The sequence below is a fragment of the Alkalicoccus urumqiensis genome (assembly GCF_002993335.1).
Taxonomy (GTDB): Bacteria; Bacillota; Bacilli; order Bacillales; family Salisediminibacteriaceae; genus Alkalicoccus; species Alkalicoccus urumqiensis.
The window spans coordinates 72,522-99,514 of record NZ_PVNS01000001.1; the positions used below are offsets into that span (position 1 = coordinate 72,522).

Genomic DNA, 26,993 nt, shown 5'->3' on the forward strand with positions numbered 1-26,993 from the left:
TTAATTACCATAAAATACCGCCTATGATTTCGATAATAAGACTTTATTCCCTGATGAAAAGTGGTACAATTAAAGGAGTGAACTGAACCACCGTTCAAGAAAGGATGAGAAACATGGCGAGACTGCGATCTTTCCGCGGCAGGCATTACGACGGGACCCTGGTCATCCTGGATATTGCAAAAACTGCTGCTTCCGGAGATACATATTATTCAGGCGTTCTGCTTCAGGAGGAAGCCGATCCGGAATTCGAATGGATTCATGAAAAAGACCCGCGTATGACGGAAGGAAGAGAGAGCCACATGTATGTGAGCCCCTTCCTCAAACCATTCGGCGGGCGTGTCGGCCTCGGCACACAGCTCCGTGACATTCTGGAAAATGACGCACTGCCTCAGCAGTCGTCCTCCAAAACGTCCTGATTTACAGCAGCACCCTATTTTGCCGGCTAAAAAACCAGGCAGCCTTCCTTTTCCGGGAAGGCTGCCTGGTTTTATTTAGATTGAACGCCCAGCCGACGTTCCTGCTCCAATTCTCGGCACATGATCAAGTGCTGCGGCGCCGATGACGCCGGCCTGGTTTTTTAATTCCGCCGCATACAGCTGCACACCGCTGCGCATACTTTCATATACGCGGCTTTCCACTTCCCGCTGGAGTTCGGGCAGGATCTGCGCTGCCGCATTCATGACGCCGCCCCCGAAAATCACCGCTTCAGGATTCAGCAGGTGCAGCAGATTGGCCGTGCCGCATGCTGTATCCTCAATCCAGGAGGATACAAGCCGTGCCGCTTTTTGATTGCCGGAAGCCTGCTCACGAAATACTTCCGCTGCGCCGCCGGTCAACCCGATTTCTTTCTCCGCACGGATCCCGAGCGCCGTTCCGGAGGCGAGTGATTCCCAGGAACCAATATTCATACCCGGCTGCTCCGGACCTTCGGAGCGGATAATCATATTTCCTGCTTCACCTGCTTGAAACTGGGCTCCGGAAAGCAGTTTTCCATCGATAACAATACCCGCGCCGATACCTGTGCTGATCGTTACATATACGATATGCTGAAAGGATCGTCCCGCGCCGTACATAAATTCGCCGACGGCCGCTGCGTTGGCGTCGTTTTCCACGAGGCACTGCCGGCCCGTTTTGTCCTCCAGTTCATCCTTAAGCGAAAATCCATGCCAGCCGGGAAGATTCGGCGGATCCAGAAACCGCCCTTCCATCGTATCCAGCGGTCCCGGGGCGCAGATGCCGATACTGCCATCCGCTAAAGACATCCAGTCGGAGATGAGACGATGAATTTCCGCCGCTCCCTGCCTTGGATCATCGACAGGCGTTTCCACCGTCCGGAAATCAAGCACCGACCCTTCCTCCGTCAGTGCAGTTTTTATCGATGTACCTCCAATATCAATTCCTATGCTCCGCGTCATGCCGGTCACCACACCTTTCATCAAACATTCTTCTATAGTAGTCATTCGCTGAACACGTGCTCAAACCCTGCTTTTTCCGTTGACAAACGCCGCTGTTTCAGTAAAATAAAACGTGGATTAGCACTCTTCTCAACCGAGTGCTAAAATCAGACAACAAAGGAGTCCGATTTCGATGGTACAAAAGGAATTTAAAGCAGAATCACGACGGCTTCTGGAAATGATGGTTAATTCAATTTACTCCCAGAAAGAAATATTTCTCCGCGAACTGATTTCCAACGCGAGTGATGCGATCGACAAAATGTACTATAAAGCATTAACAGACGACAGCATGACGTTCAACGCAGATGACTTCTATATCCGTGTGCAGGCGGACAAAGCGTCCAGAACGCTCACTGTGGAAGACACCGGCATCGGCATGACGGAGGAGGAGCTGGAGAAAAACCTCGGCACCATCGCGGAAAGCGGCTCTCTTGCTTTTAAAAAAGAGCACGATGCTGAAGATGGACATGATATTATCGGCCAGTTCGGCGTCGGTTTTTATTCAGCCTTCATGGCGGCGGATAAGGTAACCGTGCTGACCCGTTCGGCGTTTTCCGATCAGGCGTACAAGTGGGAATCCAACGGCACCGATGGCTATACCATGGAACCTGCAGAAAAAGAAAAGCCCGGCACAACGATCACGCTTCATATAAAAGAAGACCAGGAAGAGGAATCCTACAGTGACTTCCTTGAGGAGCAGCAACTCCGCTCCATTATTAAAAAGTACTCTGACTTCATCCGCTACCCTATCCTCATGCTGACAGAAACAGAGCAGCAGAAAGAAGACAGCGAAGAAACCGAAACGGTCGTCGAAGAAGTCACTGTCAATTCGATGGTGCCGATCTGGAAGAAGGATAAATCCGAGCTGACCGATGATGACTATAAAAACTTTTATCACGAGAAACATTACGGTTTTGACAACCCGCTGAAGCACATCCACATCCGCGTGGACGGAACGATCCGCTACAATTCCATTCTGTATATACCGGAAACGACACCGTTCGATTTCTATTCCAAAGAATATGAGAAAGGTCTGGAATTATACTCAAGCGGCGTCCTGATCATGGAGAAAAGCCCGGACCTTCTTCCGGACTATTTCAGCTTCGTCAAAGGGATGGTGGATTCCGAAGATCTGTCGCTGAATATTTCCCGGGAAATGCTGCAGCATGACCGTCAGCTGAAAATGATTGCGAAAAACATTAAAACAAAAATCCGCAAAGAACTGGAAACGATGCTGAAAAACGACCGCAGCGGGTACGAAACGTTCTTCAAGGAATTCGGCCGCCAGCTGAAGTTTGGCGTGTACAATGACTTCGGCCAGCATAAAGAAGAGCTTCAGGATCTCATTCTGTTCTATTCCTCCAAAGACAAAGAGCTCACGACACTGAAGGAATACAAAGAGCGGATGCCGGAGGAACAGCAGTACATTTACTACGCATCAGGCGATTCCATCGACCGTCTTGAAAAACTTCCTCAGGCGGAACTGGTGAAGGACAAAGGTTTCGAACTTCTCTACTTCACCGAAGAAGTGGATGAATTCGCCGTCAAAATGATGCGCGACTACGACGGCACCGAGTTTAAGTCCGTTTCAAGCGGGGACCTGGATCTGGAAACCGAAGAAGAGAAAAAAGAACAGGAAGAAACGGCTGAAGCGTATAAAGAGCTGTTTGCCGGCATGAAAGAACAGCTTGGCAGCAGAGTGAAAGATGTGCGCCTGTCCAGCCGCCTCAAGTCGCACCCTGTCTGCCTGACAGCGGAAGGGGAAGTGACTATCGAAATGGAAAAAATTCTGGCTCAGATGCCGGAAAACCAAGGCGTGGAAGCAGACAAAGTGCTCGAACTGAACCATAAACACGACGTTTTCACATCCTTGAACGAGGCCTTTGCAGCCGGTGATGAGGAGACTGTATCACTTTACACGGATCTTCTGTACAACCAGGCACGCCTCATCGAAGGCCTTCCGGTGGAAGATCCGGTGGCGTTTTCCAACAACGTCTGCCGTATCATGAAATAACTGCGGAGGCATTCACGCCGCAAAGAGCGGCATGTGCAGCATAAAAGGGTCCGTCACTGCTGAGCGGTGACGGACCCTTTGTTTTTATAAAAACCGGCTGAATTCCAGGATATAACTCTGCCGCACTACCGGCCTGCCCGGCGAAGGGCTTCCGATTCATTTTCTGTTTCATCGGCGTTTCTCTTCCAGCGGGCCATCGTGAGAAGTGAACCGAGAATTCCTGCTGCAATCAGGACACCGAGCGCGTTCAGTCCGACGTCCAGTATTCTCGAATCCCGTGTGAAAAACTCCTGCATACACTCAATAAACGTCACGACTGCGAGGAGAAGAACCACTTTACTAATACGGATCCCCTGCCACCAGAAAAAAAGCAGTCCAAGAAGGACCGAACTTAACACGTGAGCGGTTTTAGAGAGCACAAGAAAGGAATCCTCCGAAAGATCCCCAACATATTCTGCCGAGAAAAACTCCGACCAGTCCGCCTGAGCCGTCAGCTGGATCGACACTACCGCTTTCTCCACAAGATCGGTCGAACTCTCCGTCCACATACCAAGTACATATAACGTCAGCCAAATACCAAAAAGAAACGCTGCCACCCTGTCCCCCGCCTTTTCTGCTTAATCGATTTCTCCAGTATAACAGAAATCCCTTTCCCGCCCGCCTTTTTTTGAAATGATTCTCGTATGTTTGAGCTTTCATTTTTCCTATCCAAAGGGAAAAGTATGGAAATACAGTCGGTGTAGTGCTATACTTTAGTCCTATACATACGTGTATGCACATTTTTGATGTAAGGTGGAGATGACATGATTTTTCGAACACTGCTTATCGTCTTTCTTCTTCTGTCCGTTTCGGTTTCTTCAGCCGGGGCTTCAGGCTGGTGGACACTTTATGAAGATGGAAAACGGGCCGTTGATTCCGGCCAGCTGGACCGCGGGATTACACTTCTGGAACGGTCTGCTTCGGTTTCTGAGAAGGCGAGTACATTAAGACTTCTTGCAGAAACATACGAGCAGAAAGGCGATTACGATGCCGCTTCCGACACGTATTACCGCGAAGCCGGAGTCTACCGCCGCATGGGGGATGAAACGACGTACCAGGCGGTAAAAAATATCGCCGACCGGCTGCGGACCGACATTGAGCTGTATGCCCGGGAAGACGGAACAGCGCAGGCAGGCAGCCGCGCGCTTCATGAACCGGCTGCCGGTATGTACGCCGGCGCCTATGTCGATGCGGAAAAAGAAGTTTCCAGTCACGACCGGTTCCGTGAATTCAACGAAACGACCGGGAAACAGCACGCCATTTTCTTCTCGTATCATTCTCTCGGCACACCGTTCCCTTCCGGTACAGCAGAGAAAATTAAGGAAGCGGGAGGAGCGATGCAGATTGCGCTCGAACCGAACAGCCGTCACCCGCTGTCGTCTGTTCAGGATAACGAGTACCTGCGGCAATTTGCTGTGGATGCGCAGAAAGCGGACATTCCGGTATTTATCCGTTTTGCGTCCGAGATGAACGGCTCCTGGGTGTCCTGGCATGGAGATCCTGCGCTGTACAAGCGCTCGTTCCGCACGATGGCTGAAGTCATGCACCGCGATACCGACAATGTCGCCATGGTCTGGTCGCCGGCAGCTTCCCCGGCAGAGCGGATCGACGCCTACTATCCAGGCGATGATGCCGTCGACTGGGTCGGGCTGAATATTTATGCCACGCCTTACTTAAACGCAGATTTGAATCAGGAAGCATTCAACAGGGATCCACTGGACAGACTGGCTCCATTTTACGAGAAATATGCACAATCCAAACCGATGATGATTTCGGAATTTGCGGCAAGTCATTTTACGGCTGCCGGCAGTCAGGACATGACAGCATATGGGACGATGCGGATGCGTGCTTTTTACCACGGGCTGCAGATGCGCTTTCCGAACGTTCATGCCATCCACTGGTTCAGCATGAACCCAATGGGCAATCAGAATGTGCCGGTGGACCGCCGAAGGAATAACTTCAGCCTTCTGGAGAACACCTCCATGCTGAACACGTACCGCAATATCATGAAAGATTCCTACTTCCTGCCGGAGGTGGCAGCATCCCAGGATACGGCGGTCGTTTCGCCGCTTGAGAACACGCGCGTCCACGACACGCTGCAGGTTCAGACGCACGCAAAAACGTACGATCCGTTCATTCAAAAAGTGTTCTACAAATTAAACGGCGAACGTTATCAGACGGCCGGTTCGTATCCTTACTCGATTCAGGTAAACCGCGGTGATTTACGCGAAGGCCGCAATGTGCTGGAAGCAGTCGTTTACGACAGTGCAGGACGTATTGCCGGACGCGAATCTGCTGTTCTTTATCAGGGGCCCGACCGCGGGTCGTTCCAGGAAAAGCAGCTCACCCTGTACACCGGTGACAAACGTGCCTACACGAAAACAGGCGCCGAGCAGCTTCTGGAAGCTCCGTTTATCGAAAAAGGAACGACGCTCGTGCCACTCCGCTTCATTTCGGAAACGTTCGGAGCGGATGTCGGCTGGAATCAGCAGGCGAAGCAGATTTCCATTTCCTCCGGAGAAAAGGAAGTTCTCCTGACTGCCGGAAGCCGCACGGCGCAGGTCAACGGCACTGCTGAAACACTGCTTCAGGCACCACAGATTCAGCGCGGCGTGACGTTTGTACCGCTGCGATTCATATCCGAGACCCTCGGGCACAGCGTCGGTTACGAAGCACCCGGAACCGTGCACGTCTACCCTTAACACGCACAGGCCGGCCGGGTGAGCCCCTCCCTGCCGCTTCATGAAAACGAAGACGAAAAAAGGATGTCCGAATGGGCTCAGGCCCGCGGACATCCTTTTTTGTTCTGCACGTATGAAGACAATTCCTACTTATTGCTCCAGGAAGCTACTTCTTCTGCACGGGCCATGGACGGCGCCGTACCGGCACGTGTAACGGACAAGGCTGCTGCAACATTCGCTTTGTAGCAGGCTTCTTCCACCGACGGCTCTGTGCCGAGGTAGTGGGCAAGTGCTCCGTTAAACGCGTCTCCCGCACCGGTCGTATCGACCGCGTCCACTTCGATGCCCGGAATCAGCCTGCCTTCCTGCCCCTGCTCCAGCAGATAGCAGCCTTTTTTTCCAAGTGTAATAATGACGTTTTCCACACCCATCTGCTGTATGCGGCGGGCAGCGTGGTCCGCAGTTTCTTTATCCGTAACGGTTACTCCGGTCATGCCCTCTGCTTCCGTTTCATTCGGTGTAGCATACGCTACTTTCTGCCAGACTGCCTCCGGCACCGGATGATAGGGCGCCGGATTTAAAATGACCGGCTTCCTATGCTCTCCGGCAAGCCGTACGGCTTCTTCGACTGCTTCGATCGATGTTTCCAGCTGCACGAGGACATAGTCCGATGACGCAATGGCGGCGTCCGCCTGCTGCACTTCATCTGCGGACAGCGTGCCGCATGCACCAAGCGTCACCACGATCATGTTCTCACCCTGATCGTCCACGGCGATGATCGCCGCTCCGGTCGCTGCATCCGGCGTCACTGCTACGTACTCACTGCGGATTTTTTCTGCCTGAAAATTGCGGACGGCCTCTTCACCGAAAACGTCTTTTCCTATTTTCGTCACCATCGTAACGTCCGATCCGAGCCGGGCAGCTGCCACTGCCTGGTTGCCGCCTTTTCCGCCCGGCCCCATCGTAAACGAGCGGCCGATAACGGTTTCCCCCGGCCGCGGGAGTTTTTCCGTACGGCCGGTTAAATCTGTGACATAGCTTCCGATCACCGTAATTCTGGCCATTGTACCACCTGCTTATCTGGTTTCAATTTCATCGACATTTTCTTCTGTAACGAGCTGATTCTCCAATGTTATCATTTCTTCTACTTCTTCTCCATTCAGGTGGTCGATCGCTGCATGCACTACATCGCGCCCGAGGAAGTACGGGGGCTCGGCGATCGTTGCTTCCATTCTGCCTTCACGGATCGCTTCCATGGCAGGGTCGATTGCATCCGTACCGATCAGGATCATTTCGTCCAGTCTGCCTGCTCCTTCAATCGCCGAGAGCGCACCCATTGCCATTTCATCATTTGCAGCATAGACAGCATCAATGGAATCGTTCGCCTGAAGGATATCTTCCATGACCGTCAGTGCTTCCCCGCGGTCAAAGTTGGCCGACTGGCTGGCGATAATTTCAATTCCGTCAAATTCAGATACATGCTCATTGAACCCTTCACTTCTGTCACGGCCGACGTTGGTTCCGAGAATGCCCTGCAGCTCCACAACATTTCCTTCCTCTTCAAGCGTATCTGTTACAAATTCTCCGGCGATGTTCCCGGAGCGGAGCGCGTCGAATCCGACGTGGGAGACAACTTCACCGCCTGAGGCCTGTCTGTCCACCGTCAGTACCGGAATGTCCTCATCGTTTGCCATCATGACAATCTGCTGGGCCGCATCGCTGTCCACCGGGTTCAGGATGAGTACGTCCGGATCCTGGATAAGGAGGTTTTCGACATCAGATGCCTGCTGGGCTGCGTCGCCCTGGGAATCCGACGTAATAATTTCCATTCCTTCTTCTTCCGCTGTCTCCACTGCCCCGTCATTTAAATCGACGAAAAATGGATTGTCGAGTGTATTCATCGCAAGCGCAATCGTGAAGTCTCCGCCGTCGGCTGCTTCGCCGCCGTTTCCTTCATTGGCTTCCGCATTTTCCTCCCCGGCATCATTTTCAGGAGCTTCTTCATTTCCGGCGTTCATTTCTTCCGTGTTTTCTGCATTACCGGCGCCATTGTCTGTGCCTGTCTGATCATTTCCTTCTCCGCCATTATCTCCGCAGGCTCCAAGAAGAAGCCCGGCTCCAGCTGCGATCGACAAAAGTCCAACTCTTTTTTTCATGGTAAATCCCCCTGTAATTATCGATTTAATTTTGCAAGCTTACTATCCAGCAGTACGGCTGCTAAAATGACGGCACCTTTTGCAATCTCCTGATAAAACGGCGATACGTTGGCGAGGTTCAAAATATTGTCCAAAACCCCCATGATCAGTGCACCGATCAGCGTTCCGATAACACCCCCTTTACCACCAGTCAGTCTCGTCCCGCCGATAATAACGGCGGCGATCGCATCCAGCTCGAGCATCGTTCCCGCATTCGGCTGGGCCGACATCAGTCTGGACGTATAGATCATGGCAGAGACCGCCGCAAACATACCCGTCAGACTGTATACGAATATCTTCACCCGGTCGACGTTAATTCCGGCAAGACGTGCGGCTTCTTCATTACCGCCGACGGCGTAAATGCTCCGCCCGAACGTCGTGTTTTTCAGCACCCAGTACATGATGAGGAAAATGACGCCCATAATCACGACCGGTACCGGAACCCCTAACAGCGTGCCGCTTCCAATCACACGGTAGGAAGCATCGTTAATGATCGTCGGGCTGCCCCCGGTTAATACGAGCGTGAATCCTCTGGCGATAACCATGACCGCCAGTGTCGCGATAAATGGCGGCACATTGCCTTTCGAGATTACGACACCGTTGAACGCCCCTATGATCAGTCCGGCAATCAGACAGACGAGAATGGCAATTGGAATCGGCATCCCCGCCGTCATCACACCGGCAACGACAGCTCCAGTCAGCGCCATCACCGAACCGACAGATAAATCAATTCCTGCCGTCAAAATGACGAGCGTCATACCGACCGCGATAATACCGACAATCGACACCTGCCTCATGACGTTAAACAGGTTTGTCACCGTAAAAAAGGCGTCGGATATAAAACTCGCAATGACGAGAAGCAGAAGGAAAATAATAAAGACACGGAACTTATCAACGATCAGCAGTACATTCACCCAGGAATTGCTTTGTGTTTTATCCATTGCTGCCACCCCCGATTGCATACTCGAATATCTTCTCCTGGGTTGCTTCCTGCCTGTCCAGTTCACCGGAAATCCGACCGTCGCTCATGACGAGAATCCGGTCCGCCAGTCCCAGCACTTCCGGCATTTCTGACGAGATGAGCACGATCGCCATCCCCTCCTCTGCAAGCCGTTCAATCCGCTTGTAGATTTCCGCTTTCGCGCCGATGTCTATTCCGCGCGTCGGTTCATTTAAGATGAGCACTTTCGGATTGGTCTGCAGCCATTTTCCGAGCACGACCTTCTGCTGATTTCCTCCGCTCAGCTGATTTACTTCCACCTGCGGCGAAGATGCTTTGATTGCCAGGTTGCCGAACCAGACATTCACAACTTCATTCAGCTGCTTTTTCGGAAGAACGCCCCTCTTTGACAATAGCCGGTAGTTCGGCAGAAGGATGTTTTCCGCCACCGATAAATCCAGAACGAGCCCTTCGCTTTTCCGGTCATCGGTAACGAGCGCCAGCCCTGCATCGATCGCGTCTTTCGGTGTCTGAATCGTGCTGCCGTTTACCTGCACCTTCCCACTCTCCAGCTTATACAGGCCGAACAGCGCCCTTGAGAGCTCCGATTTCCCGCAGCCCATCAGTCCGGCGATGCCGAGAATTTCTCCTCCGGCTACGGAAAAATGAATGTCTTCCAGCTGATGTTTTACATGGAGATGTTCCACCCGGAGAACTTCCTCTCCGGCATGATTTTTCTTCTCCGGAAACATATCCGTCAGTTCCCGGCCGACCATCATCGCAACGAGTTCATCCTGCGTCGTTTCCTCCACATGCTTCACGCCGATAAATTCGCCATCTCTCAGGATCACGGCACGGTCAGCGGCGTGCATGACTTCATTCAGCCGGTGTGTGATGAAAATGACGCCCATCCCTTTGTTCTTCAGCTCTTCCATCAATTGAAGAAGACGTTCCGTTTCCTCATTGTTCAGCGTGGCTGTCGGCTCATCCATAATCAGCAGTTCAGCATCAAATGACAGCGCTTTCGCAATTTCAATCAGCTGCTGCTCGGCAATGGAGCACTGCCGGATCGACGTCTCCGGAGCGAGATAACCGATACCGACACGCTCCAGAAGCGCCTTAGTCTTTTCCTTCATTTCATTCCACCGGACAAAACTTCCCCACTTCCGGGGCAGCCGGCCGAGAAAAATGTTTTCCATAATCGATATATCCGGCAGAAGGTTGAATTCCTGATGAATAATACTGATCCCTTTATGCTGCGAATCCGACGGCGAATCAATTGTTACTTCTTCTCCATCAAGATAGATACTTCCTGACGTTGGCTCGTGGACGCCTGCGATGATTTTCATGAGTGTTGATTTGCCGGCGCCGTTTTCGCCAAGAAGGGCTACAATCTCTCCCCGGTCGATTTCCAGGTCCACGCCGTGAAGAACTGGAACGCGGAAAAATTCTTTTGTGATATTTTTCATCGTTAATAGCGTCATGCTGCCGATCGCTCCTCTCAGTACACCACGCCTCCGCATAAAATCACGTTGGCATACGGGGTAAATTCGCCGGATCTGACCGTTCCCATCGCCGACTGCGTCCGTTTTTTAAATGAATCATGTGGAATATACGTTGTTTCCACCCCGGGAAACCGTTCCAGAATCTGTTTCTCCATCTCCGGGCTCGCCTGCTTAATTTCTTCCGCCAGAATAATCTTTTCCACTGAAAAGCTTTCCGTCACCCCGTCCAGAACGTCCAGAAAGGCAAGCTGCCCTTCTTTCAGTGCAAAATCGATATGATACGGCAGGTCCGGTGGTATCGGCAGCCCTGCATCGGTCACGACGATTTCGTCCGTATGTCCGGATGAGGCAATGAGTTTATTCAATTCAGGGTGGAGCAGACCTTCTTTTTTCATGGGGAATTCCTCCTTTAATAAGTAAACGAAGAAAATAAGTCCGGATCATGTGAAAATGTAAACGTTTAGATTTCAGCGCAGACGTTTACTGGAATCCCGGATAACGAGGGAAGGTGAGAGAATGTATTCTCTTTTCGCGCTTTCTCCCTTTTTCTCCATCCGGTTTTCAAGATACTGAAACGCGATGGCCCCGAGGTGCTTCATCCTCCGGGAAACGACCGTCAGCGCCGGTTCCATAAACGTTGCCACTTCAATGTCATCAAATCCTGCAAAGCCAATATCTCTGCCGATTTTCCAGTCCAGCTCCCGCATGGCTCTGATCGCCCCGAGACTCATAAAGTTGTTGCTCGAAAATACCGCATCCGGCTTTCTCTTCTGACTGTAAAGGTTCTTCACCTGCTCATAGCCGCTCCCCTGCATGAAATCGCCATCGCATACGAAGTCCGGCTGAACAGGGATTCCGTTTGCCTCCAGTGCCTTTACGTACCCTTTATACCGCTCCAGTCCCGGCGTTGTATTCTGCGGCCCGCGGATGATGGCGATATCTTTAAACCCCTCTTCAATCAGGTGGGAGACAGCTTCAAATGCTCCTTCACGATTGCCGGATAGAACCGTATCCACATCATACTGCTTCAACGGACGGTCTACGGCTACGACTGGAATCGATGACTTCATAAACTCATTTAAATGGGTGCCATTTTCCTGAGCAGTTGTAATAATCAGGCCGTCGATTCCTCTTTCCAGGTAGTGGGTTAATATCTGCTGCTCCAGCAGCAGATCCTCTCTCGTGCTCGTGACGATCGGAAAGAATCCCGCCTGGATTGCAGCCTCCTCCACGCCGGAGATGACCTGGGAGAAAAACGGGTTCGTGATATCCGGGACAATCACGCCGATCGTTTTTGTTTCTTTCCGCACCATACTTCTTGCAATCGCGTTGCGTACGTAGCTCAGCTCCTCGATCGCCTTTATAATACGTGCTTCCGTCTCCGGCTTCACTCCGCCCTGGGCATTTACCACCCGCGAAACAGTGGCGGAGGAAACATTCGCTTTTCTGGCTACATCCAGAATGGTTGCCTTCTTTTTCACTGCGTCACCTGCTTTAAAATGTAAACGTTTAGATTAAGCGCTTACATAAAGAGTAGCAGGGTCTTTCTAACCTTTCAAGTATTATTTTAAATTTTCTCACATTTAGGTCTTTTATATTGAAAGTATCTTTAGCTGAGACGCCCATCTCTACTCGTTCTTTCGTGGTATGTTTGTCACTCTCTGGACATAAAAAAGCTCCTCCGTTAGCAGACTTCGAGAAATATTTTCTCTGTCCACTATAGGAGGAGCACATGATGATAAGGGGCTCTTTTCGTTCTCATTCTGGTTCAGCCTCTGTGGTCTACATTTTAAAGAAAAGCGCTCAAGAGAGCTTTTCTTTGCTTGTAATTTACTATGCTGTTACTTTCTTTCGACGGCCGATCATCATAACTCCACCAGCGAGTGCCGTAAATAGGCCGATCATCGCGTAAAGCGGTCCGTTGGATGCTGTGTCTGCCATCTCATCGCCGTTCATTTCGTCAGCCATTTCCAACTGACCACGAATTTCTCCATCCGGGAACGTTTCTGTATGAAGGTTCACGTAGATGTTACCTCCTACGAGTGCCTCAGAAAACTCTTCCCAGCTTAAGTCGCCTACTAAATCATCTTCAGTTAATGTCCCTGAAGCAACTTCCCCGTCATAGTCCATTACTTCTTCATTTTCGAAGAGGAAAAGTTCTACAGGACCATCTTCTCCGCGCGGACCACTATGTAAGTGACCAGCGAGTGTATCAGTCAAACCGTGAGCTTCTACAGTAAAATCCAAAGATTCGCCATCGTCACTTACTTCGACATGGGCCTCTCCAGTTGCTTCACTGTCTACATCCATGACTTCTTCTTCCGGGCTCAGGTCAGCCATAAATTCCTGTCCCTCGTGTGCTGCCGATACTGCTCCTGTAAATCCTGCAAACGCTACCGCTGATGCCGTCGAGACTGCAAGCACTTTTTTCATTTTACCCGTTCTCCTCTCTATTCCAATAAATTTGAAAAGAAATTTTAGTTAAAAAATTCCTCTCCTATCCCAGCAAACGCAGAGAAAAGGAAAACGGATCACTTTTAACGCAACTTTTTTTAGGAATTAGAGGATGCGTTTAACAGATTATAGACAAAGTCGATTTTTATGCATAGTTATGACGTTTCGGTAATAGAAGCCTTCGCCGCTCTACTGCAGCAGCATGTGGCAGGCTCGTCTTCAGCACCTGGGAGCACTGTCCAGCTGCAGGTGCAGATCGAAGAAAGGCACTGAGCTCTGGAATTTTCAGTGGGTCCTGCGACAAAGCATGTATGGTGCAGAAATGATATTATCTGCACCTGGATAATGCTTCATGCCCGGCTGGAAAACGCTTCGAATTTTATACTTTCTAAAAAAAACATGCTTCCGGCGCCCTGTTCAGGGACATCGAAAGCATGTTTTCCATTCATTCGTCATTCATTTTGATTCTGCTGGTTCCTGCGTTACCGGATAATATCTTCGATCGTTTTACCAAGTGTGTTTAAGTATTGATCGCCAAGCTCCATGTTGCTTAACAGAACAACCGTATACGGCTGACCATCTTCACGCTTCAAAAAGGAGCGGAAGCCGGTCGTCGAGCCGACGAGCTGGGACACCCGGCCGGAGGAAGGGTTGTATACCTGCCATCCATACCCCCAGGTCCCGGCATGACGCTGGAGCATTCTCTCGACGGCATCATCACTGATAATCGTGCCGTCACGGATCGCATCATCAAATTTCAGCAGATCTTCCACGGATGCATAAAGCGAGCCGGAAGCGCCGCGGGCGGCGAAGTCACGGTTCACGGTGCGGAACCTTCCGTTATCCAGACGGTAGCCGACAGCCCGGCGGTAAGGGTGGACCGTATTAATATCAAATCCTGAATTCAGCATATCTGCACGCTCAAAAACATGCTCTTCAATATAATCCCCGTAGGACATGCCGGTCACCTTGGCGATAACGTCCCCCATCAGCTGGTAGCCGATATTGCTGTAGCGCTGGCCCTCCCCTGGTTCATAGACGAGTGTGCCGATCGTTTTATCGCCGTTCGGGTATTCCCACGGGTATCCCGACGTATGGGTGAGAAGCTGCCGCAGCGTTACTTCCTCGGCATATTCTACATCCGGAAGGTAGTCACCCAGCCTGTCATCAAGATCAATGCGTCCTTCCTCTTCCAGTTTCATCGCAGCCATGCCGGTCATGCCTTTCGTAACAGATGCAATGGCAAAGGAGGTATCTGTTCCGTTCCGTATGCTTCTGCTCCGGTCCGCATAGCCGTAGCCGTCAGCGGTAATGACGTCTCCCTCTTTTTTCACAGCAGCCGCTCCGGAGAACTGACGGCGCTCTGTCATACGCTCGAGGAGGGCATCGATCATCTGTCCTTTTTCTCCGTCCGTTATTCCCGGACGCATCAGGAATACATCGCCGGTAAGCTGAATCCAGTGAACGCGGTGGTTCAAAATCTGGGAAACTTCACGCAGACCGATCATGGAGCGGCCGTTAATAATTCTCGGCGGATTATCGAACCGCTTTCTCTGGCCATTGTACGTATATGTATCGCCATTAAAAGAGAAAGTCAGCATGCTCCCGTCTCCGGTGCAGGAGGCTGTTTTACTGGACTGCTGCCACCCGATCTGATAATCGAGCGCGTTACAGAGCCCGCGCAGCTCGATATAATTCGTTCCCCGGATCAGTACCGGATCCTCGTCAAACTGAGCGATCCCATCGTTTACAAACACACTTCGAGCCGCTGCATCCGCCTCTGTGCCATAGACAAAGGTAACGGTCATGACAGCGGCAAGAAGAGAGAAAATATACTTCACACTCAACCCTTCTTTCCACCTTCAATATATTGCAGAATAGATGCCTGCTTCTACCATTTTTTACTACCCTTCGTATTATAATTGAAAACCTGGTTTACGGCTATGACGTTTTACGTTTTGTGACAAAATGTAAGGCGTTTGTAATATACATTTTAGGAGTCTGCTTTCAACAGAGGAAAGAGGGAGTGTACCTGAAAGGTAAAATCACCCTGCAGAAGCGGAAACGCTTCGCTGCAGGGCGATTATTTACATATTTTCTTTAATAGCTGATACTGGTATACCAGCCGCGTGTTCGCTGCGGTACGGTTCCACCCAGCCATTTCTGATGGCATGGACGACGACGCCTGTACGATCCGTGGTCCCGATGACCCGGATTAAATTGCTGATATACCGCTTCACTGTTTTTACCGAATAATAAAGGTCATCGGCAATTTCTTTCGTGCTGCGTCCATCCAGGAGAAGCTGAAGAATGTTCAATTCAGCATCCCGGAGCGGCACATCCACCCGCTCCCGCTGGAGCAGAAACCGCTCCACGGGGGCAAGACGCTGCTTTTTCCGTTTCACTTCAGAAGCTAGAAGGTAGTTCAGCTCCGGTTCCAGAAGAAACGGGTAGTCTGCAAGAATTTCGATCGCACGCCCTGCATACAATAGAAATTTCTCGAGTGATACCAGGCCGGCGACCGGCGTATACAAAATGTCAGCCGATGCTTCCAGATTTTCCGCCGGTGTAATAAATACGATCTTTTTCGTCGACCAGTCAATCAGGTGTTCTCTCCGCTCTTCCTCTTCAATTAATCCAATCGGATCACAGCTGAATATAAACAGGGCATCAAATGTCGATGCATACGGTTCATTATCATTCGTTACGAAATCAAACTCGACGTTTTCCGGTGCTGCTACGCCTTCAAAATGGTGTGCATACGATTCTTCCCGGCACACTAATAATACCCGGCGTTTCTCTTCTGCTGCTGGTCCCATGCTGTCCCTCCCCGTGCCTGTACAATCATTAAACGTTTCTGTAACACTATTGTAAACATAGATGAATCGCTATTGCCAGCCGTTCGGCAGAAAAATGACGTGTTTTTCAAGTTTTCTTTCGTTTTTGTCACTTTTTTCACGTTATCTTACCTATCTGGGTTTGTCTGTCAGACAGCTTACATGCCGTTTTTCCTTTGCCGGGCAGCAAAAAACTGCCGCAGAAAGCAGTTTAAGCTTTCTGCGGCAGTTTCGTCCGGGTCTCCGGACAGGCAGCCGGCCTGCCTCGTTATCCTGTGAAATCTTTCGGTGTATACGTCATAATCTGCTTTGCAAACTGCAGCACATGCAGCGTCCGGGTATATTGATTCTGAACTGTCACCGGGGAAACCGGCAGATCCTCTGACGTGCCATCTCTCATCCACAGCCTGCTGATCCCGCCGGCGCGGTCCTCCACCTGATGAAGATGCTGGGAGATAATCCAGCAGCACTCTCTGCTCGTTGGGGAATGGGTCGGAAACGCGGCAATTCCTTTCTGCTCAAATAGAAGCACCGGAATCTTTTGGCGGTACTTTAAAAAATACATAACAGCTTTCACACGCCCTTCGTAAGACGCAAAGCCGTAATGGCAGCTCCGCCGGATGATGGCAAACGGGGATTCTTCCACGTGGAAAGTACGGCCTTTCTCCACCACCATGGTTCCTCCTTCCGGACGAGCGGCAGGGCGCAGCAGCTGGGTTGCATCAGATACAATATACAGTTTTTTCATCGTCAGTCTCCTTTTGTCAGTTTCAGTAGTAGGTTGTAGTTCTGCGATCAGTAGAATTGTAAGGAATAGACTGTACTGCCTTTTATTATCATAGCTAATCTCGAAATAAACTGCAATTCATTTTTTGAAAAATGAATTTTTTTAAATTGGCAGCAAACACTGTTTTTCCTCCGTGCGTATTCGTTGTTTCACTGATGAACCGGAAGCGTTTCTCCAGGCGGACCGCCTCGTTTACCGGTTCGCAGAATGCGGCCCGGCAGAGATATAGTCGTTTTACCGCGGAATACCGGAGCGGCCGCTCCTCTGGAGAGAAACACTGTGCATACTCTGTCATTTGAAGAAACGTTAAGTCAGTTTGAGCCGATGATTCATGAATTTATCCACCGTTACCGCCTGTACCGCCAGAAAGACGAGGCATTGCAGACAGCCCGAATTGCTTTGTATTATGCGTGGAATGAATTTAATCCGAAAAAAGGAGATTTCGCACCCTACGCCTCTTCTTATATCCGTGGATACCTCCGTCATCAGCTGACCCGCAGCACCCGGCTTCAGGAAAGAAGTGTGAGTATGGACCCGTTCACGATGGATATCCATACGGCAGAAGAAGACATCCTGCATTCCAGCATCGCTATACGAAGTGTCATTGACTCCTTACCAATATCCACCCGGGAAAAGGAGTGGCTTTCTCTCTATGTACTGGAGGGAGCCGGCCCTTCTGAAGCCGCCCGGCAAATGAACATCAAGCCGGGTACAGCCGCCTCGCTCCGTAAATCAGCGCTCGCAAAAATACGAAAGCCCTCGATTCAAAGTGATTTCTAAAGCTATTCTTTAAAGATAGAAGGGGAGGGAAACCGGCTTTCTTCCTAAAACAACAGCTGCCGGTACCATTCACCGGCCGCTGCTGTTTATTAAGCTGGGGAAAAGCAAGCGGCGGAGGCACTTGTTGCATCCTGTTAGTTACATAGGCATTTATGCATCGTTGTATTATTTTTTGTATGGTTCTATTGATGAATCCTCTCGTTTTTCCATAGTATTCAGAAAAATACCATGATAATTTGACATATATAATACTTCTACTTTTAAAGGAGGCCCTATGCTAGAAGCTGTCTCGCAGAAAAACGTTCTGCTCTTGTCCCGACATTCTGATACACCGGCACGGCTGCCAGAGCTGCCGCCGGAAATGAAGCTCCACACCGAGACTCCCGCGGATGAACCTGATATCTGTCTGGTGTACGCAGAAACGATCGAAGAAGCACTGGACTGGCTACATACGATTCAACAGACAACATCCCGCCCTCCAGTCCTTCTTCTGCCTCGTACAGACGAGCAGGAGGCACTGCTTTTAATGAAGAAACCTCTTGCTGGACTGATCACCCTTGATTGGCTTCATCAGGAAACCGACCGGATTTTCTCCATGTTGCACAGCGGTGAATTTCTGCTGGACCCGGCATTCTATCAGCCGCTTGTTAAAGCAACTATCCAGCTGCGGCGCAGAACACAGCCGATCACCCGCTTTTACCTCGATGAAGAGGCGGTGGATCCGGCACTGTCCAGAACGGAAAAGCAGATTCTTCTGCACCTCGCCAACGGCTGTAATACGGAAGCGATAGCTGAAGAAATGTTTTATTCACCAAAGACAGTCAAAAGTTATATCAGCCGCCTGATCCGGCACCTCCATGCACCGGACCGCACAGCTGTCGTACTGCATGCCATCCGCAGCAACTGGCTGATTGACGAGCGCGGCTCATCATGACAAAATCGCTTCCCGTTTCATCGCTGTTCTACTAAGATTTTCGAGACAGTGTGAACTGCTTAACAGTTTCTCTTCCCCCTCCCTGGCATACTTATGTCAGAGGAGGGATTTTTGTGGAAACGAATGCTGCTTTATATCACTCAACAAGCGCCCCTGTCCCTTTCATGAACTTTCCTGCATTCCCTGTGGATAATGCATCTGTGTCCTGCATCCGTGCGGACACCGTGGTACTTTTGTTTGCAGACAGCCAGAAACAGCTTGAACAGGATCTGGATGCTTTTGCACCGGATAAACCGGTGCTGGTCATCACCCCGGATGACTGTGCCGCCCAGGCATTCAGCTTTCTGCAGCTGCCGCTCAGCGGTCTGACTACCCTGACCTATTTCCAGCATCATGCAGAAGAGCTTCTCTACCAGGTTCAAAAATACGGCATGGCAGTAGAACCGCAGTTTGTACGTCATGCAGCCCGCGTGATTGACGCGGAACGAAAAGCAGCCCTTCCGATCGCCAGAATGTACCTGCATGCTGAAAAAGCAGCTTCCGTGTTCACCCAAAGAGAACAGAAAATGATCAATCTCCTGCTGAACGGCGTTTCCACGTCAGATATCGCCCGGGAGCTTCATTACTCCCCCCTGACCGTCAAACGCTATATCAGTGATATGGTTTCCCGGCTGAATGCCGGAGACCGGGTCAACTTCATCCGAATCCTCATGCTCCGCGGCTGGATTGTGCAGGAGAAAGAGTGGAACGGAACATCTTATGCATCAACGGACTAGGAAGTTTTCACATTCATGCTTCAATAGAGAATGCAGCATTAGGAGAAACACCACGATGTGAATGTCTGTCCATATGACGAAAACCAAAAAACCGGACGATCACGAAACGCTGAGCGCGTTTTATATGATCGTCCGGTTTTTTCATTCGAATGAAGACCTTATTTCTGAATAAACATCTGCACATAATACCGTTCGCCGTTTTCCTCATAGTAGCCGACGCCGATATGCGTGTAATCGCTCTTCAAAATGTTTTCACGATGACCGGTACTGTTCATCCATGCATCCACGGCGGTCTGCGGATCCTGGTAGCCTCTGGCGATGTTTTCCCCTGCGGACTGATACTCGATTCCATCCGCCTGAAGCATATCAAATGGCGAGCCGTATTCAGGGGACTCATGGGCAAAATAGTTATTAACATGAAAGTCTTCCGCCTTTTTCATCGCTGTCGCTTCGACAGCACGGTCACGCCCAAGCGGTTCGAGGCCGGCAGCCTCCCGTTCCGCATTTGTTCCTTCAATGACCGCCTCTACCTCTGCATTATAAAGAGGCGTTTCACCGCCGATCGCTGTGCCGTTTACTGCCCGGTCCAGGAAAACAGCTGTCTGGGCTCTCGTCACCGGCTCATCCGGAGAGAAGCGGCCTGCTTCTGTTCCGGCAGCAATTCCTTCCGAAGCCAGAATACTGATATAGTCCGACGCCCAGTGGGAATCGGGCACATCAGTGAAAGAAGAACTGCTGCTGCTCTGAATATCTAAGCCTTCGACCAGAATTTTCGCCATCTCTGCGCGTGTCAGTTCATCATCCGGACGAAACCGGGTATCTGCTGCGAATATGCCTTCTTCCACCAGTCCATAAACAAACGGCGCATCATTTCTTGATGTATCTACATCTTCAAATCGATGAGTTGTTGTTATTTCTCCACCCGTTCCCAGGTAGCGGCCGAAAATATAAGCACTCTCGCTCCGGCTCACTTCCCTTTCCGGCTGAAACGTGCCGTCCGGATAGCCTGTAATGACCCCTTCACTGCTCCACGTCTCCACTGCGCTGGATGCCCAGTGTCCGTCTGCATCGGAAAAAGAGGAAGCTTGTACGCCTGCTGGAAACAAGACAATACCTGCGGCCAGAATCGTCAATAACAGTTTCATTGTGATCCCTCCAGTCAATTGTCGGTTAGTATAACACAGGATCTGTGTTTTTCTATATGCTTAATGACACAGGAGGAAAAGCTCATTCACCCGCCCCTGCCGTCAATTTCGGATGATAATGTAAATCATATAAAGAAGATAAGCGAGAGCAAGCACAGCCCCTTCCCGCCTGCCGATCCGTAAGCCTGTCGAAGCAAATACGAGAAGCAGTGCGGTAATAACAAGCATAAAAATAATGTCCACTGCAATCTGCGGGCTTGTCACGAGCGGAGCAATCGTGCCGGCTGCCCCTAAAACGAAGAAAATATTGAAAATGTTACTCCCGACAATGTTTCCGACAGCTATGTCCGCTTCCTTTTTCAGTGCGGCAGTCAACGATGTTATCAGCTCCGGGAGCGACGTACCAGCCGCGACGATCGTCAAACCGACAAGCGTTTCACTCATACCGAGGTCAAGCGCGATGACAACGGCATTTCGAACGACGATGTCTCCACCGATCACAACCGCTGCCAGGCCGCCTATCGTTAACAGGCTCTGCTTCCAGAGTGGTCCTTCCGGAGGCGGCCCGGCGTCCGGTACCCCCTGCTCCGCACGGCCTTTTCTGGCTGTTTCAATAACATAATATAAGAACACCGAAAAGAAGAGCAGGAGAAGCAGCCCATCCCCCCGTGTAATAACAGTTTCCTCTGTCTGCTGCAGAAACCGGTCCCCGACCATGACAAGCAGAGCCGCTCCTGCAAGAAATGTGAAAGGAATCTCCTTTTTCACCGTTTCACTCTGCACGAGAAGCGGTGAAACAAGGGCGGTCACCCCCAGAATCAGAGCAATATTAAAAATATTGCTGCCGACTGCGTTACCGACCGCCACTCCGGCATTTCCTTCCAGTGCAGCGGAAATACTGACTGTCGCCTCCGGTGCGCTTGTCCCGAATGCTACAACCGTCAGCCCGATCAGGAGCGGAGATACACGAAGCCCTGCTGCAATCGAAGACGCCCCGCGGACGAAATAGTCCGCTCCCTTAATCAATAGTACAAACCCAACTGCCAACAGCAGATAGCTCATAACTGCCTCCTCTTATCCTTTTTCTTCTTATATCATAATCCAAAATAAGCCTTTCTGCTATTGCATTCAACGTGATTCGAATATAATACATATATTATACATATTTTTACTTCTGATCATGTATTTAGATGCTTTAATATAACATAAAATCCCTTTTATATTTTATTATGTAAACTAATGTTGATTTACGTTTCTGATATATAGTATATTTAAACTAGTTCTTTTCTGTTTACAGAGACTCCTTTTCACTCTGAGAAAAGCACATCCGGCGCTGTATTTCATGAAAAGGGGCCGCAGGTTTTCTATGGCCGATCATCTTTCCATTTCATCCAGTTTATTCGCTGCAAGGAATCACACCAGGATCTCAACCACCCCCTGCGCCGGGATTTTTTACTCCGCTCTCCCTCAGGACTTTTCTACCTTATCTTCCATTTCATCCAATTCTGCGTTTAAACCTGTGTTTCATGGAAATAATATTCCATAAGGAGGGGATGACGTTGAACCATTTCTGGAAATCTACGGCAGCAGGCCTTACTGCTTTCTTTATCGCCGGAACAATCACCTCGGCTTCCACACCTGCTGTCACAATGAATGACGACGTACTTTCGTTTGATCAGCAGCCATTTATTGAACAGGGACGGACGTTCGTGCCAATGCGGGCCATTTACGAAGCATTTGGCGCCGAGGTACGCTGGGATCAGGACAGTCAGACAGTCACTGCCTTGAAAGATGGGGAGCGGCTGCGTATGACTATCAGCGAACCTGAAGCATCTGTCAACGGGGAAACGGTATACCTTGACGCCCCGCCTCAGCTTACAGAGAAAAACCGCACGATGGTTCCGCTCCGTTTTATCAGCGAAACATTCGGTGCAGAGGTCCGGTGGGATGCGGAAGCAGGCATCGCCCGTCTGTATGAAGAGGACATTCCTTCACCGGACGCTGATTCCCTGGAAGAGAAGGGCCGCATGATTCAGGAAATCACTGCAGAAGCGGTATTTCTCGAAGAGCCCTTTGACCAGGCCGCTCAAGAGTTGAGTCCGTATGCCACTTCTTCCTACATCGATCAGGAGGCGGCCGCCTTCTATGAGGATGAAACGTTCTGCTATTCCTGCGATCAGCAGTATTTTCCATTCAATATTGCCGACGGCATTCTTTATGAGAAAGAATCTTCCGGAGAAAACGGCGTATTCATCCGGACGTATTCTGCTCCCAGCGAACTTCACCGCTCCGCTGTCTATGACTATGAGCTGATCCGTGAAGACGGCGAATGGAAAGTGGACTCGTTTGAGCCGGATTATGAGGCAGAGCTCACAAAAACATTGTCGATGGAAGAAGCACTCTATACGGTGAAAGACAGCTACAGCAAAACGCAGGATAACCTCCAGGTCTACTACCGCGGACAGGAGGAACGGGAGTCGCAGGTAACCGGAGAAACGACAACTCATTACCAGTTTGCTGTTTACAGCGAGGCACTGCAGCAGCCGGTATGGGTCGATGCGGCGACGGGGGCTTTTGATTATCGGTAAATTGCAAAAGAATGGTAGCCAGATTCCTTCACTGCCACTATACTGGAAAACAACACCAATGAAGTCTGACTGATACAGGAGGAACACCGGATGCCGCCGAAGATTTACATGATGACTGAAACAGACACCCCCGCTGCCGTCTTTCCCGTGGCTCCTCCGCTCCAGCCGGAATTGATTACCGGTCTGGAACAGCTTCCGGATGCTCCGGCTGTCCTTTTATGGCAGACACCGAAAGCGTCGGAACGGGTACACACCATTCCCGCTTCACTCTTTCAAAAACATGCAATCGTCATGCTGCCCGACCACCAGGACATCATGAAGCATACGGCCTGCCTTCACGCTCCAATAAAAGGGCTGATCAGCTGGCAGACGTTTCAACGGTGGCCGGGCCATTTCCTGGCCATCGTTCAGAGCGGCTACCCGCTTCTGGAACCGGAGATGTCTTTCTATCTGGCCCGAACGCTGTATGAATCTAAACGAAAGAACAGCCGCATCGTTTCTGTGCAGCTGCACCCGGACAAAGCACCGCCGGACCTCACGTATATTGAACGGCTCGTGCTGGAAATGCTCGTAAACGGCGCATCCACCAATGATATTGCCCATTCACTTTACTATTCGGTCAAAACGGTTAAACGCTACATCACCCGGCTTCTCCGGAAGACGGATTCCCCGGACCGCACGACCATGGTCGTCCGTGCCTACCGCGAAGGCTGGGTGAAAGCGACTGTTTAACAGAAATGGCATGCTTATATACGAACGGGAAGCAGCAGAAACCTGCTGCTTCCCGTTCGTTGTCTGCCTCCTATATCCGTTCGTAAAGAATCCACGAGGAATCGAGCTCCCACCGCTGTGTACTCGATGCGACCCACGGCTGATCGCCGTATTCATCGATCCAGACGATCGTTTCTGTCTCCAGCCGCGCATCCAGCGCTTCCTTTACAGGTGTGAGCGCCTTCCACAGGCCGGGCTGACGGTCCGCGTCGGTCCACGGATAAAGGACGTGCAGGTAGTCATTCCCTTTCTGATCGTGGACCGCTGCTGCTGCTCGTTTTCCGTCCGGATGAACGACGATGTGCCATTCGTTCGTATTTACCGACCGGAATAACGGCTTCTCAGGCGGAAACGGATAGTAGCACTCGACAGGCATATGCCGGGTCTCGTACATTTTCTCCAGCCAGCGCCTCTTCTCATCGGAATCATGCACTTCTTTCCACGGCACGGCCTCAGCCGGCACTTCGGGGAGTGTCTGCCGCTTCCAGATGTGAAATTCCGGACCTCCGATGAGCCCGGCCTGCTCCAGCACCCGCCGCGCCGGCTTGTTCTCAATCTCTGTGAAACCGCCGATCCAGTGCGCCCCCGTCTCCTGTCCAGCCAGAGCACGGACTTCCTCCATCAGCTTCCCTGCAATCCCCCGCCCTCTGAAGCGGACATCGGTCCGCAGCCGGCCGAGCATGGCAAACGTATCTGCAGTCAGACTCCATCCTGCCGTAGCTGCAAGATGTCCTTCTTCGAACCAGCCGTACATCCGCCCGGGGCTTTCTACCAGGCGGTGGTATACATCCCGTATGTAATCTCTTCCTGCACCAAGCTCCATCCCGCAGTAAAGGTCGTAATCTTCCTGCGTCAGTCTCCGGATTTCCGCCAAAATAGTTCCTCCTCTGCTCACAGTTCTATTCCTATGCATAATAAGCCAGTTTCGTGAAAAAATCGATTCATATGCATTTTTTCTTGCTGTAAACTTTCCCGCTATAGTAAACTGAAAACCGCTCCCGCCTCGCTAAAATTCTTCTCAACGTGACATTTCACGCTTGAATATGCATAAAGAACTATAACTTTTTCAAGAAAACAACTTTTCTCAAAAAAACCACCCTTCTTCCTGCGCCTGTTCCTTTCTTCACATTGCGTCATTTAGGACTATTCCCCTGTAGAGGTGTTAACTGCTAAGCTGTTAACGTACGCTGTCCGGACAGCGAACTGAACTAAATAAAATGGGCAGCCCTGCTGAAAAGCAGGTACGCAAAGATATGGGTCGTCGATGCTTAGATAAGCATACCGATCGCCAGTCTGCGTTTGTGACCCATTCCTACTTAATGTGCAGGAGGGTTTTTTTGTATGCGTAATTGGTGGAGTCTTGTGATTTTACTGGCCGCCGCCTTCAGCTTTCTTCTTCCGGGAAGCGCCGGCGCCGAAGAATGGAAGGTCAGTGACATGAACAACTATCAGATTTTCTTTAACAATCCGAACGACGAAATCATTGAGGACATGAAAAACTTTGACCTTGTGATTATCGAACCGCAGCACTACACCCCGGAGCAGATTGCTGAAATTCAGTCCGGCGGTACGCGGGTTCTCGGCTATATCAACGTGATGGAAGCCGATAACTGGAACACGGAAGTAATGAGCCAGATGCAGGATGATGACTTTTTCTACCGCGATGGCGGGCGGATCTACTATCCGCAGTGGGATTCCTACCTGACGGATATCACATCAGAGCGGGTTCATTCCATTCTGCTCGAGCAGATTGAACGCCACGTGCAGAACAAGCAGATCGACGGGATCTTCCTGGATACGGTCGGCAACATTGACAACGAACACAGCGGCAGCGACCTAAGCGAGCAGCGTGCCGGACTGGAGCAGTTCCTGCAGAAAGTCCGTGCCCAGGTTGGAGAGGACATGCAGCTCGTGCAGAACTGGGGCTTTGACACCCTTGCCGAAACGAGCGTTCCATACGTGGATGGCATCACGTGGGAAAACTTTGAAGTGTCGACGATTTCCCAGGACAGCTGGGCCCAGTCCCAGATCGAGCGCCTCCAGCAGCTGCAGCAGGATGAGGGCATCGCCGTCCTGACTGTTTCCTTTGAAGAGGAAGCGTCCTATGAGTACGCAGCAGAACTCGGCTTCATCCACGAGCATGACCCGGATTATTACAACGTCTGGACGTATGCCGATACGAAATACCTTCCGCAGGGCAGCCCGGAAGCGGAGGAAAACGACGCTTCTGAAGAGACAGCTCCGGAAGAAGACAGCTCCACTTCCGAAGACGCGAATGAAGAAACGGACAGCGGATCAGAGGCATCCGGAGAAGAACAGCCTTCTTCCTCCGAGGAGCAGGCCGAAGAGACTGCCGTCGACCGCACAGGTCAGCAGCAGCTGTTTGACGGCGAAGCTTCCTACCGGATGTACTTTTACGGTCCGAATGAAACGATGATGGAAGAAGCCGGAAACTATGATGCGCTGTTTATTGAGCCGACTCTTTTCACCAAAGAGCAGATCGAACAGATCCAGGCTCAAGGCACACTCGTTTTCGGTCAGATTACCGCAACACAGGTATCCAGCTGGCAGTCCGGCCTTGCTGATGCCATTGATGCAGACGATGTAGTGAAGAAACTGGACAGTGAAACATCACTGATGGATCTGACAAGCAGCTCCTATCAGACCGTACTGCAGAATCATATTGATACGCAGGTTCACGACAAAGGACTCGACGGTGTGTTCTTCTCCACCGCAGCTGACCTCGAGTGGACATACGATCAACAAGATCAGCAGGCGCAGCAGAAAGCATTCGCTTCCATCGCCAAATCGATGAAAGAGCAGAACTTGTTTGTTGTGCAGTCGGACGCGTTCGAAACGTTAAAAACGCACACGTCTTCTATTGTCGACGGCGTGATCTGGACACCGTTTAACTACTCCAGCGTCAACAGCGGCTGGGCAGCTTCCCTCGCAGAAGATCTGCAGGAGCTGCAGCAGAAGCAGAACCTGGATGTATTGACCTTTTCTTCAGAAGAAGAGCAGGCTACGCACGACTACGCCCGTTCCCTCGGGTTCCAGCACGCTCATGACACCGGCGGATTTGTCCGCTGGTAA

Annotated in this window: 24 protein-coding genes and 1 riboswitch; of the genes, 9 read left to right on the top strand and 15 right to left on the bottom strand. The window is 50.8% G+C overall.

From position 1 onward, the window contains the following. The first annotated feature begins 113 nt into the window (after positions 1 to 113). Complete coding sequence (locus tag C6I21_RS00260) at positions 114 to 416, top strand: hypothetical protein (protein ID WP_105957420.1); 303 nt, start codon at positions 114 to 116, stop codon at positions 414 to 416. 75 nt (positions 417 to 491) lie between these two features. On the opposite strand, the gene C6I21_RS00265 is transcribed toward C6I21_RS00260, so the two are convergent. Beyond that, the gene (locus C6I21_RS00265) at positions 492 to 1,460 is read right to left on the bottom strand and encodes an ROK family protein (protein ID WP_105957421.1); all 969 of its coding nucleotides are present in this window, start codon (positions 1,458 to 1,460) and stop codon (positions 492 to 494) included. Between the two features lie 127 nt (positions 1,461 to 1,587). Here C6I21_RS00265 and htpG point away from each other — a divergent pair, with 127 nt between their 5' ends. Beyond that, the gene (gene htpG / locus C6I21_RS00270; protein ID WP_105957422.1) at positions 1,588 to 3,468 is read left to right on the top strand and encodes a molecular chaperone HtpG; all 1,881 of its coding nucleotides are present in this window, start codon (positions 1,588 to 1,590) and stop codon (positions 3,466 to 3,468) included. Positions 3,469 to 3,593: 125 nt separating this feature from the next. On the opposite strand, the gene C6I21_RS00275 is transcribed toward htpG, so the two are convergent. Next, the gene (locus C6I21_RS00275; protein WP_105957423.1) at positions 3,594 to 4,064 is read right to left on the bottom strand and encodes a VanZ family protein; all 471 of its coding nucleotides are present in this window, start codon (positions 4,062 to 4,064) and stop codon (positions 3,594 to 3,596) included. Between the two features lie 207 nt (positions 4,065 to 4,271). Between C6I21_RS00275 and C6I21_RS00280 the strand changes: the two genes are divergently transcribed. Next, positions 4,272 to 6,209 (top strand): stalk domain-containing protein, encoded by a 1,938-nt coding sequence (locus C6I21_RS00280; RefSeq protein WP_105957424.1) that lies wholly within the window; start codon positions 4,272 to 4,274, stop codon positions 6,207 to 6,209. 125 nt (positions 6,210 to 6,334) lie between these two features. On the opposite strand, the gene rbsK is transcribed toward C6I21_RS00280, so the two are convergent. The 10 genes from rbsK to C6I21_RS00330 all read right to left on the bottom strand — a co-directional run bounded on the left by rbsK (position 6,335) and on the right by C6I21_RS00330 (position 16,867). Next, positions 6,335 to 7,252, bottom strand: a complete 918-nt coding sequence (gene rbsK, locus C6I21_RS00285; protein WP_105957425.1) for a ribokinase — start codon at positions 7,250 to 7,252, stop codon at positions 6,335 to 6,337. A 12-nt stretch (positions 7,253 to 7,264) separates the two neighbouring features. After that, complete coding sequence (locus tag C6I21_RS00290; protein ID WP_105957426.1) at positions 7,265 to 8,344, bottom strand: substrate-binding domain-containing protein; 1,080 nt, start codon at positions 8,342 to 8,344, stop codon at positions 7,265 to 7,267. 17 nt (positions 8,345 to 8,361) lie between these two features. Then, positions 8,362 to 9,324, bottom strand: coding sequence for an ABC transporter permease (locus C6I21_RS00295; RefSeq protein ID WP_105957427.1), 963 nt, complete (start codon positions 9,322 to 9,324; stop codon positions 8,362 to 8,364). Continuing rightward, complete coding sequence (locus tag C6I21_RS00300) at positions 9,317 to 10,807, bottom strand: sugar ABC transporter ATP-binding protein (protein WP_105957428.1); 1,491 nt, start codon at positions 10,805 to 10,807, stop codon at positions 9,317 to 9,319. Before C6I21_RS00300 ends, C6I21_RS00295 begins: the two co-directional genes overlap by 8 nt. A 17-nt stretch (positions 10,808 to 10,824) precedes the next feature. After that, complete coding sequence (gene rbsD / locus C6I21_RS00305) at positions 10,825 to 11,223, bottom strand: D-ribose pyranase (protein ID WP_105957429.1); 399 nt, start codon at positions 11,221 to 11,223, stop codon at positions 10,825 to 10,827. Between the two features lie 72 nt (positions 11,224 to 11,295). Continuing rightward, entirely contained in the window at positions 11,296 to 12,309 is a 1,014-nt protein-coding gene (locus C6I21_RS00310) for a LacI family DNA-binding transcriptional regulator (RefSeq protein WP_105957430.1), read from the bottom strand. 352 nt (positions 12,310 to 12,661) lie between these two features. Next, entirely contained in the window at positions 12,662 to 13,261 is a 600-nt protein-coding gene (locus tag C6I21_RS00315; RefSeq protein ID WP_105957431.1) for a CHRD domain-containing protein, read from the bottom strand. A 503-nt stretch (positions 13,262 to 13,764) separates the two neighbouring features. Further along, complete coding sequence (locus tag C6I21_RS00320) at positions 13,765 to 15,123, bottom strand: serine hydrolase domain-containing protein (protein WP_105957432.1); 1,359 nt, start codon at positions 15,121 to 15,123, stop codon at positions 13,765 to 13,767. A gap of 246 nt (positions 15,124 to 15,369) precedes the next feature. Beyond that, positions 15,370 to 16,101, bottom strand: a complete 732-nt coding sequence (locus C6I21_RS00325) for a helix-turn-helix transcriptional regulator (RefSeq protein ID WP_105957433.1) — start codon at positions 16,099 to 16,101, stop codon at positions 15,370 to 15,372. A 286-nt stretch (positions 16,102 to 16,387) separates the two neighbouring features. Then, positions 16,388 to 16,867: a competence protein ComK gene (locus C6I21_RS00330; RefSeq protein ID WP_105957434.1), complete on the bottom strand. Its 480-nt coding sequence runs from the start codon at positions 16,865 to 16,867 to the stop codon at positions 16,388 to 16,390. Positions 16,868 to 17,185: 318 nt separating this feature from the next. Here C6I21_RS00330 and C6I21_RS00335 point away from each other — a divergent pair, with 318 nt between their 5' ends. From C6I21_RS00335 to C6I21_RS00345, 3 genes are all read left to right on the top strand, one after another. Beyond that, positions 17,186 to 17,686, top strand: a complete 501-nt coding sequence (locus tag C6I21_RS00335) for a sigma-70 family RNA polymerase sigma factor (RefSeq protein ID WP_181186001.1) — start codon at positions 17,186 to 17,188, stop codon at positions 17,684 to 17,686. Positions 17,687 to 17,996: 310 nt separating this feature from the next. Then, positions 17,997 to 18,620: a response regulator transcription factor gene (locus tag C6I21_RS00340; protein ID WP_181186002.1), complete on the top strand. Its 624-nt coding sequence runs from the start codon at positions 17,997 to 17,999 to the stop codon at positions 18,618 to 18,620. 113 nt (positions 18,621 to 18,733) lie between these two features. Continuing rightward, on the top strand, positions 18,734 to 19,396 hold the full coding sequence (locus C6I21_RS00345; protein WP_105957437.1) for a helix-turn-helix domain-containing protein: 663 nt from the start codon (positions 18,734 to 18,736) through the stop codon (positions 19,394 to 19,396). Positions 19,397 to 19,554: 158 nt separating this feature from the next. Here C6I21_RS00345 and C6I21_RS00350 read toward each other — a convergent pair whose 3' ends face one another. Then, a complete protein-coding gene (locus C6I21_RS00350; RefSeq protein WP_105957438.1) occupies positions 19,555 to 20,541 on the bottom strand; it encodes an S-layer homology domain-containing protein in 987 nt (328 codons plus the stop codon). Between the two features lie 102 nt (positions 20,542 to 20,643). After that, positions 20,644 to 21,603, bottom strand: coding sequence for a calcium/sodium antiporter (locus tag C6I21_RS00355; RefSeq protein WP_105957439.1), 960 nt, complete (start codon positions 21,601 to 21,603; stop codon positions 20,644 to 20,646). Positions 21,604 to 22,100: 497 nt separating this feature from the next. Here C6I21_RS00355 and C6I21_RS00360 point away from each other — a divergent pair, with 497 nt between their 5' ends. Both C6I21_RS00360 and C6I21_RS00365 read left to right on the top strand, forming a co-directional pair. Next, entirely contained in the window at positions 22,101 to 23,129 is a 1,029-nt protein-coding gene (locus C6I21_RS00360) for a copper amine oxidase N-terminal domain-containing protein (RefSeq protein WP_181186003.1), read from the top strand. Between the two features lie 90 nt (positions 23,130 to 23,219). Beyond that, complete coding sequence (locus tag C6I21_RS00365) at positions 23,220 to 23,861, top strand: response regulator transcription factor (RefSeq protein ID WP_105957441.1); 642 nt, start codon at positions 23,220 to 23,222, stop codon at positions 23,859 to 23,861. Positions 23,862 to 23,931: 70 nt separating this feature from the next. Here C6I21_RS00365 and C6I21_RS00370 read toward each other — a convergent pair whose 3' ends face one another. Beyond that, positions 23,932 to 24,774: a GNAT family N-acetyltransferase gene (locus tag C6I21_RS00370; RefSeq protein WP_181186004.1), complete on the bottom strand. Its 843-nt coding sequence runs from the start codon at positions 24,772 to 24,774 to the stop codon at positions 23,932 to 23,934. A gap of 336 nt (positions 24,775 to 25,110) precedes the next feature. Further along, positions 25,111 to 25,201, top strand: a riboswitch (cyclic di-GMP riboswitch). Between the two features lie 40 nt (positions 25,202 to 25,241). On the opposite strand from C6I21_RS00370, the gene C6I21_RS00375 reads away from it, so the two are divergent. After that, entirely contained in the window at positions 25,242 to 26,993 is a 1,752-nt protein-coding gene (locus C6I21_RS00375) for an endo alpha-1,4 polygalactosaminidase (protein ID WP_105957443.1), read from the top strand.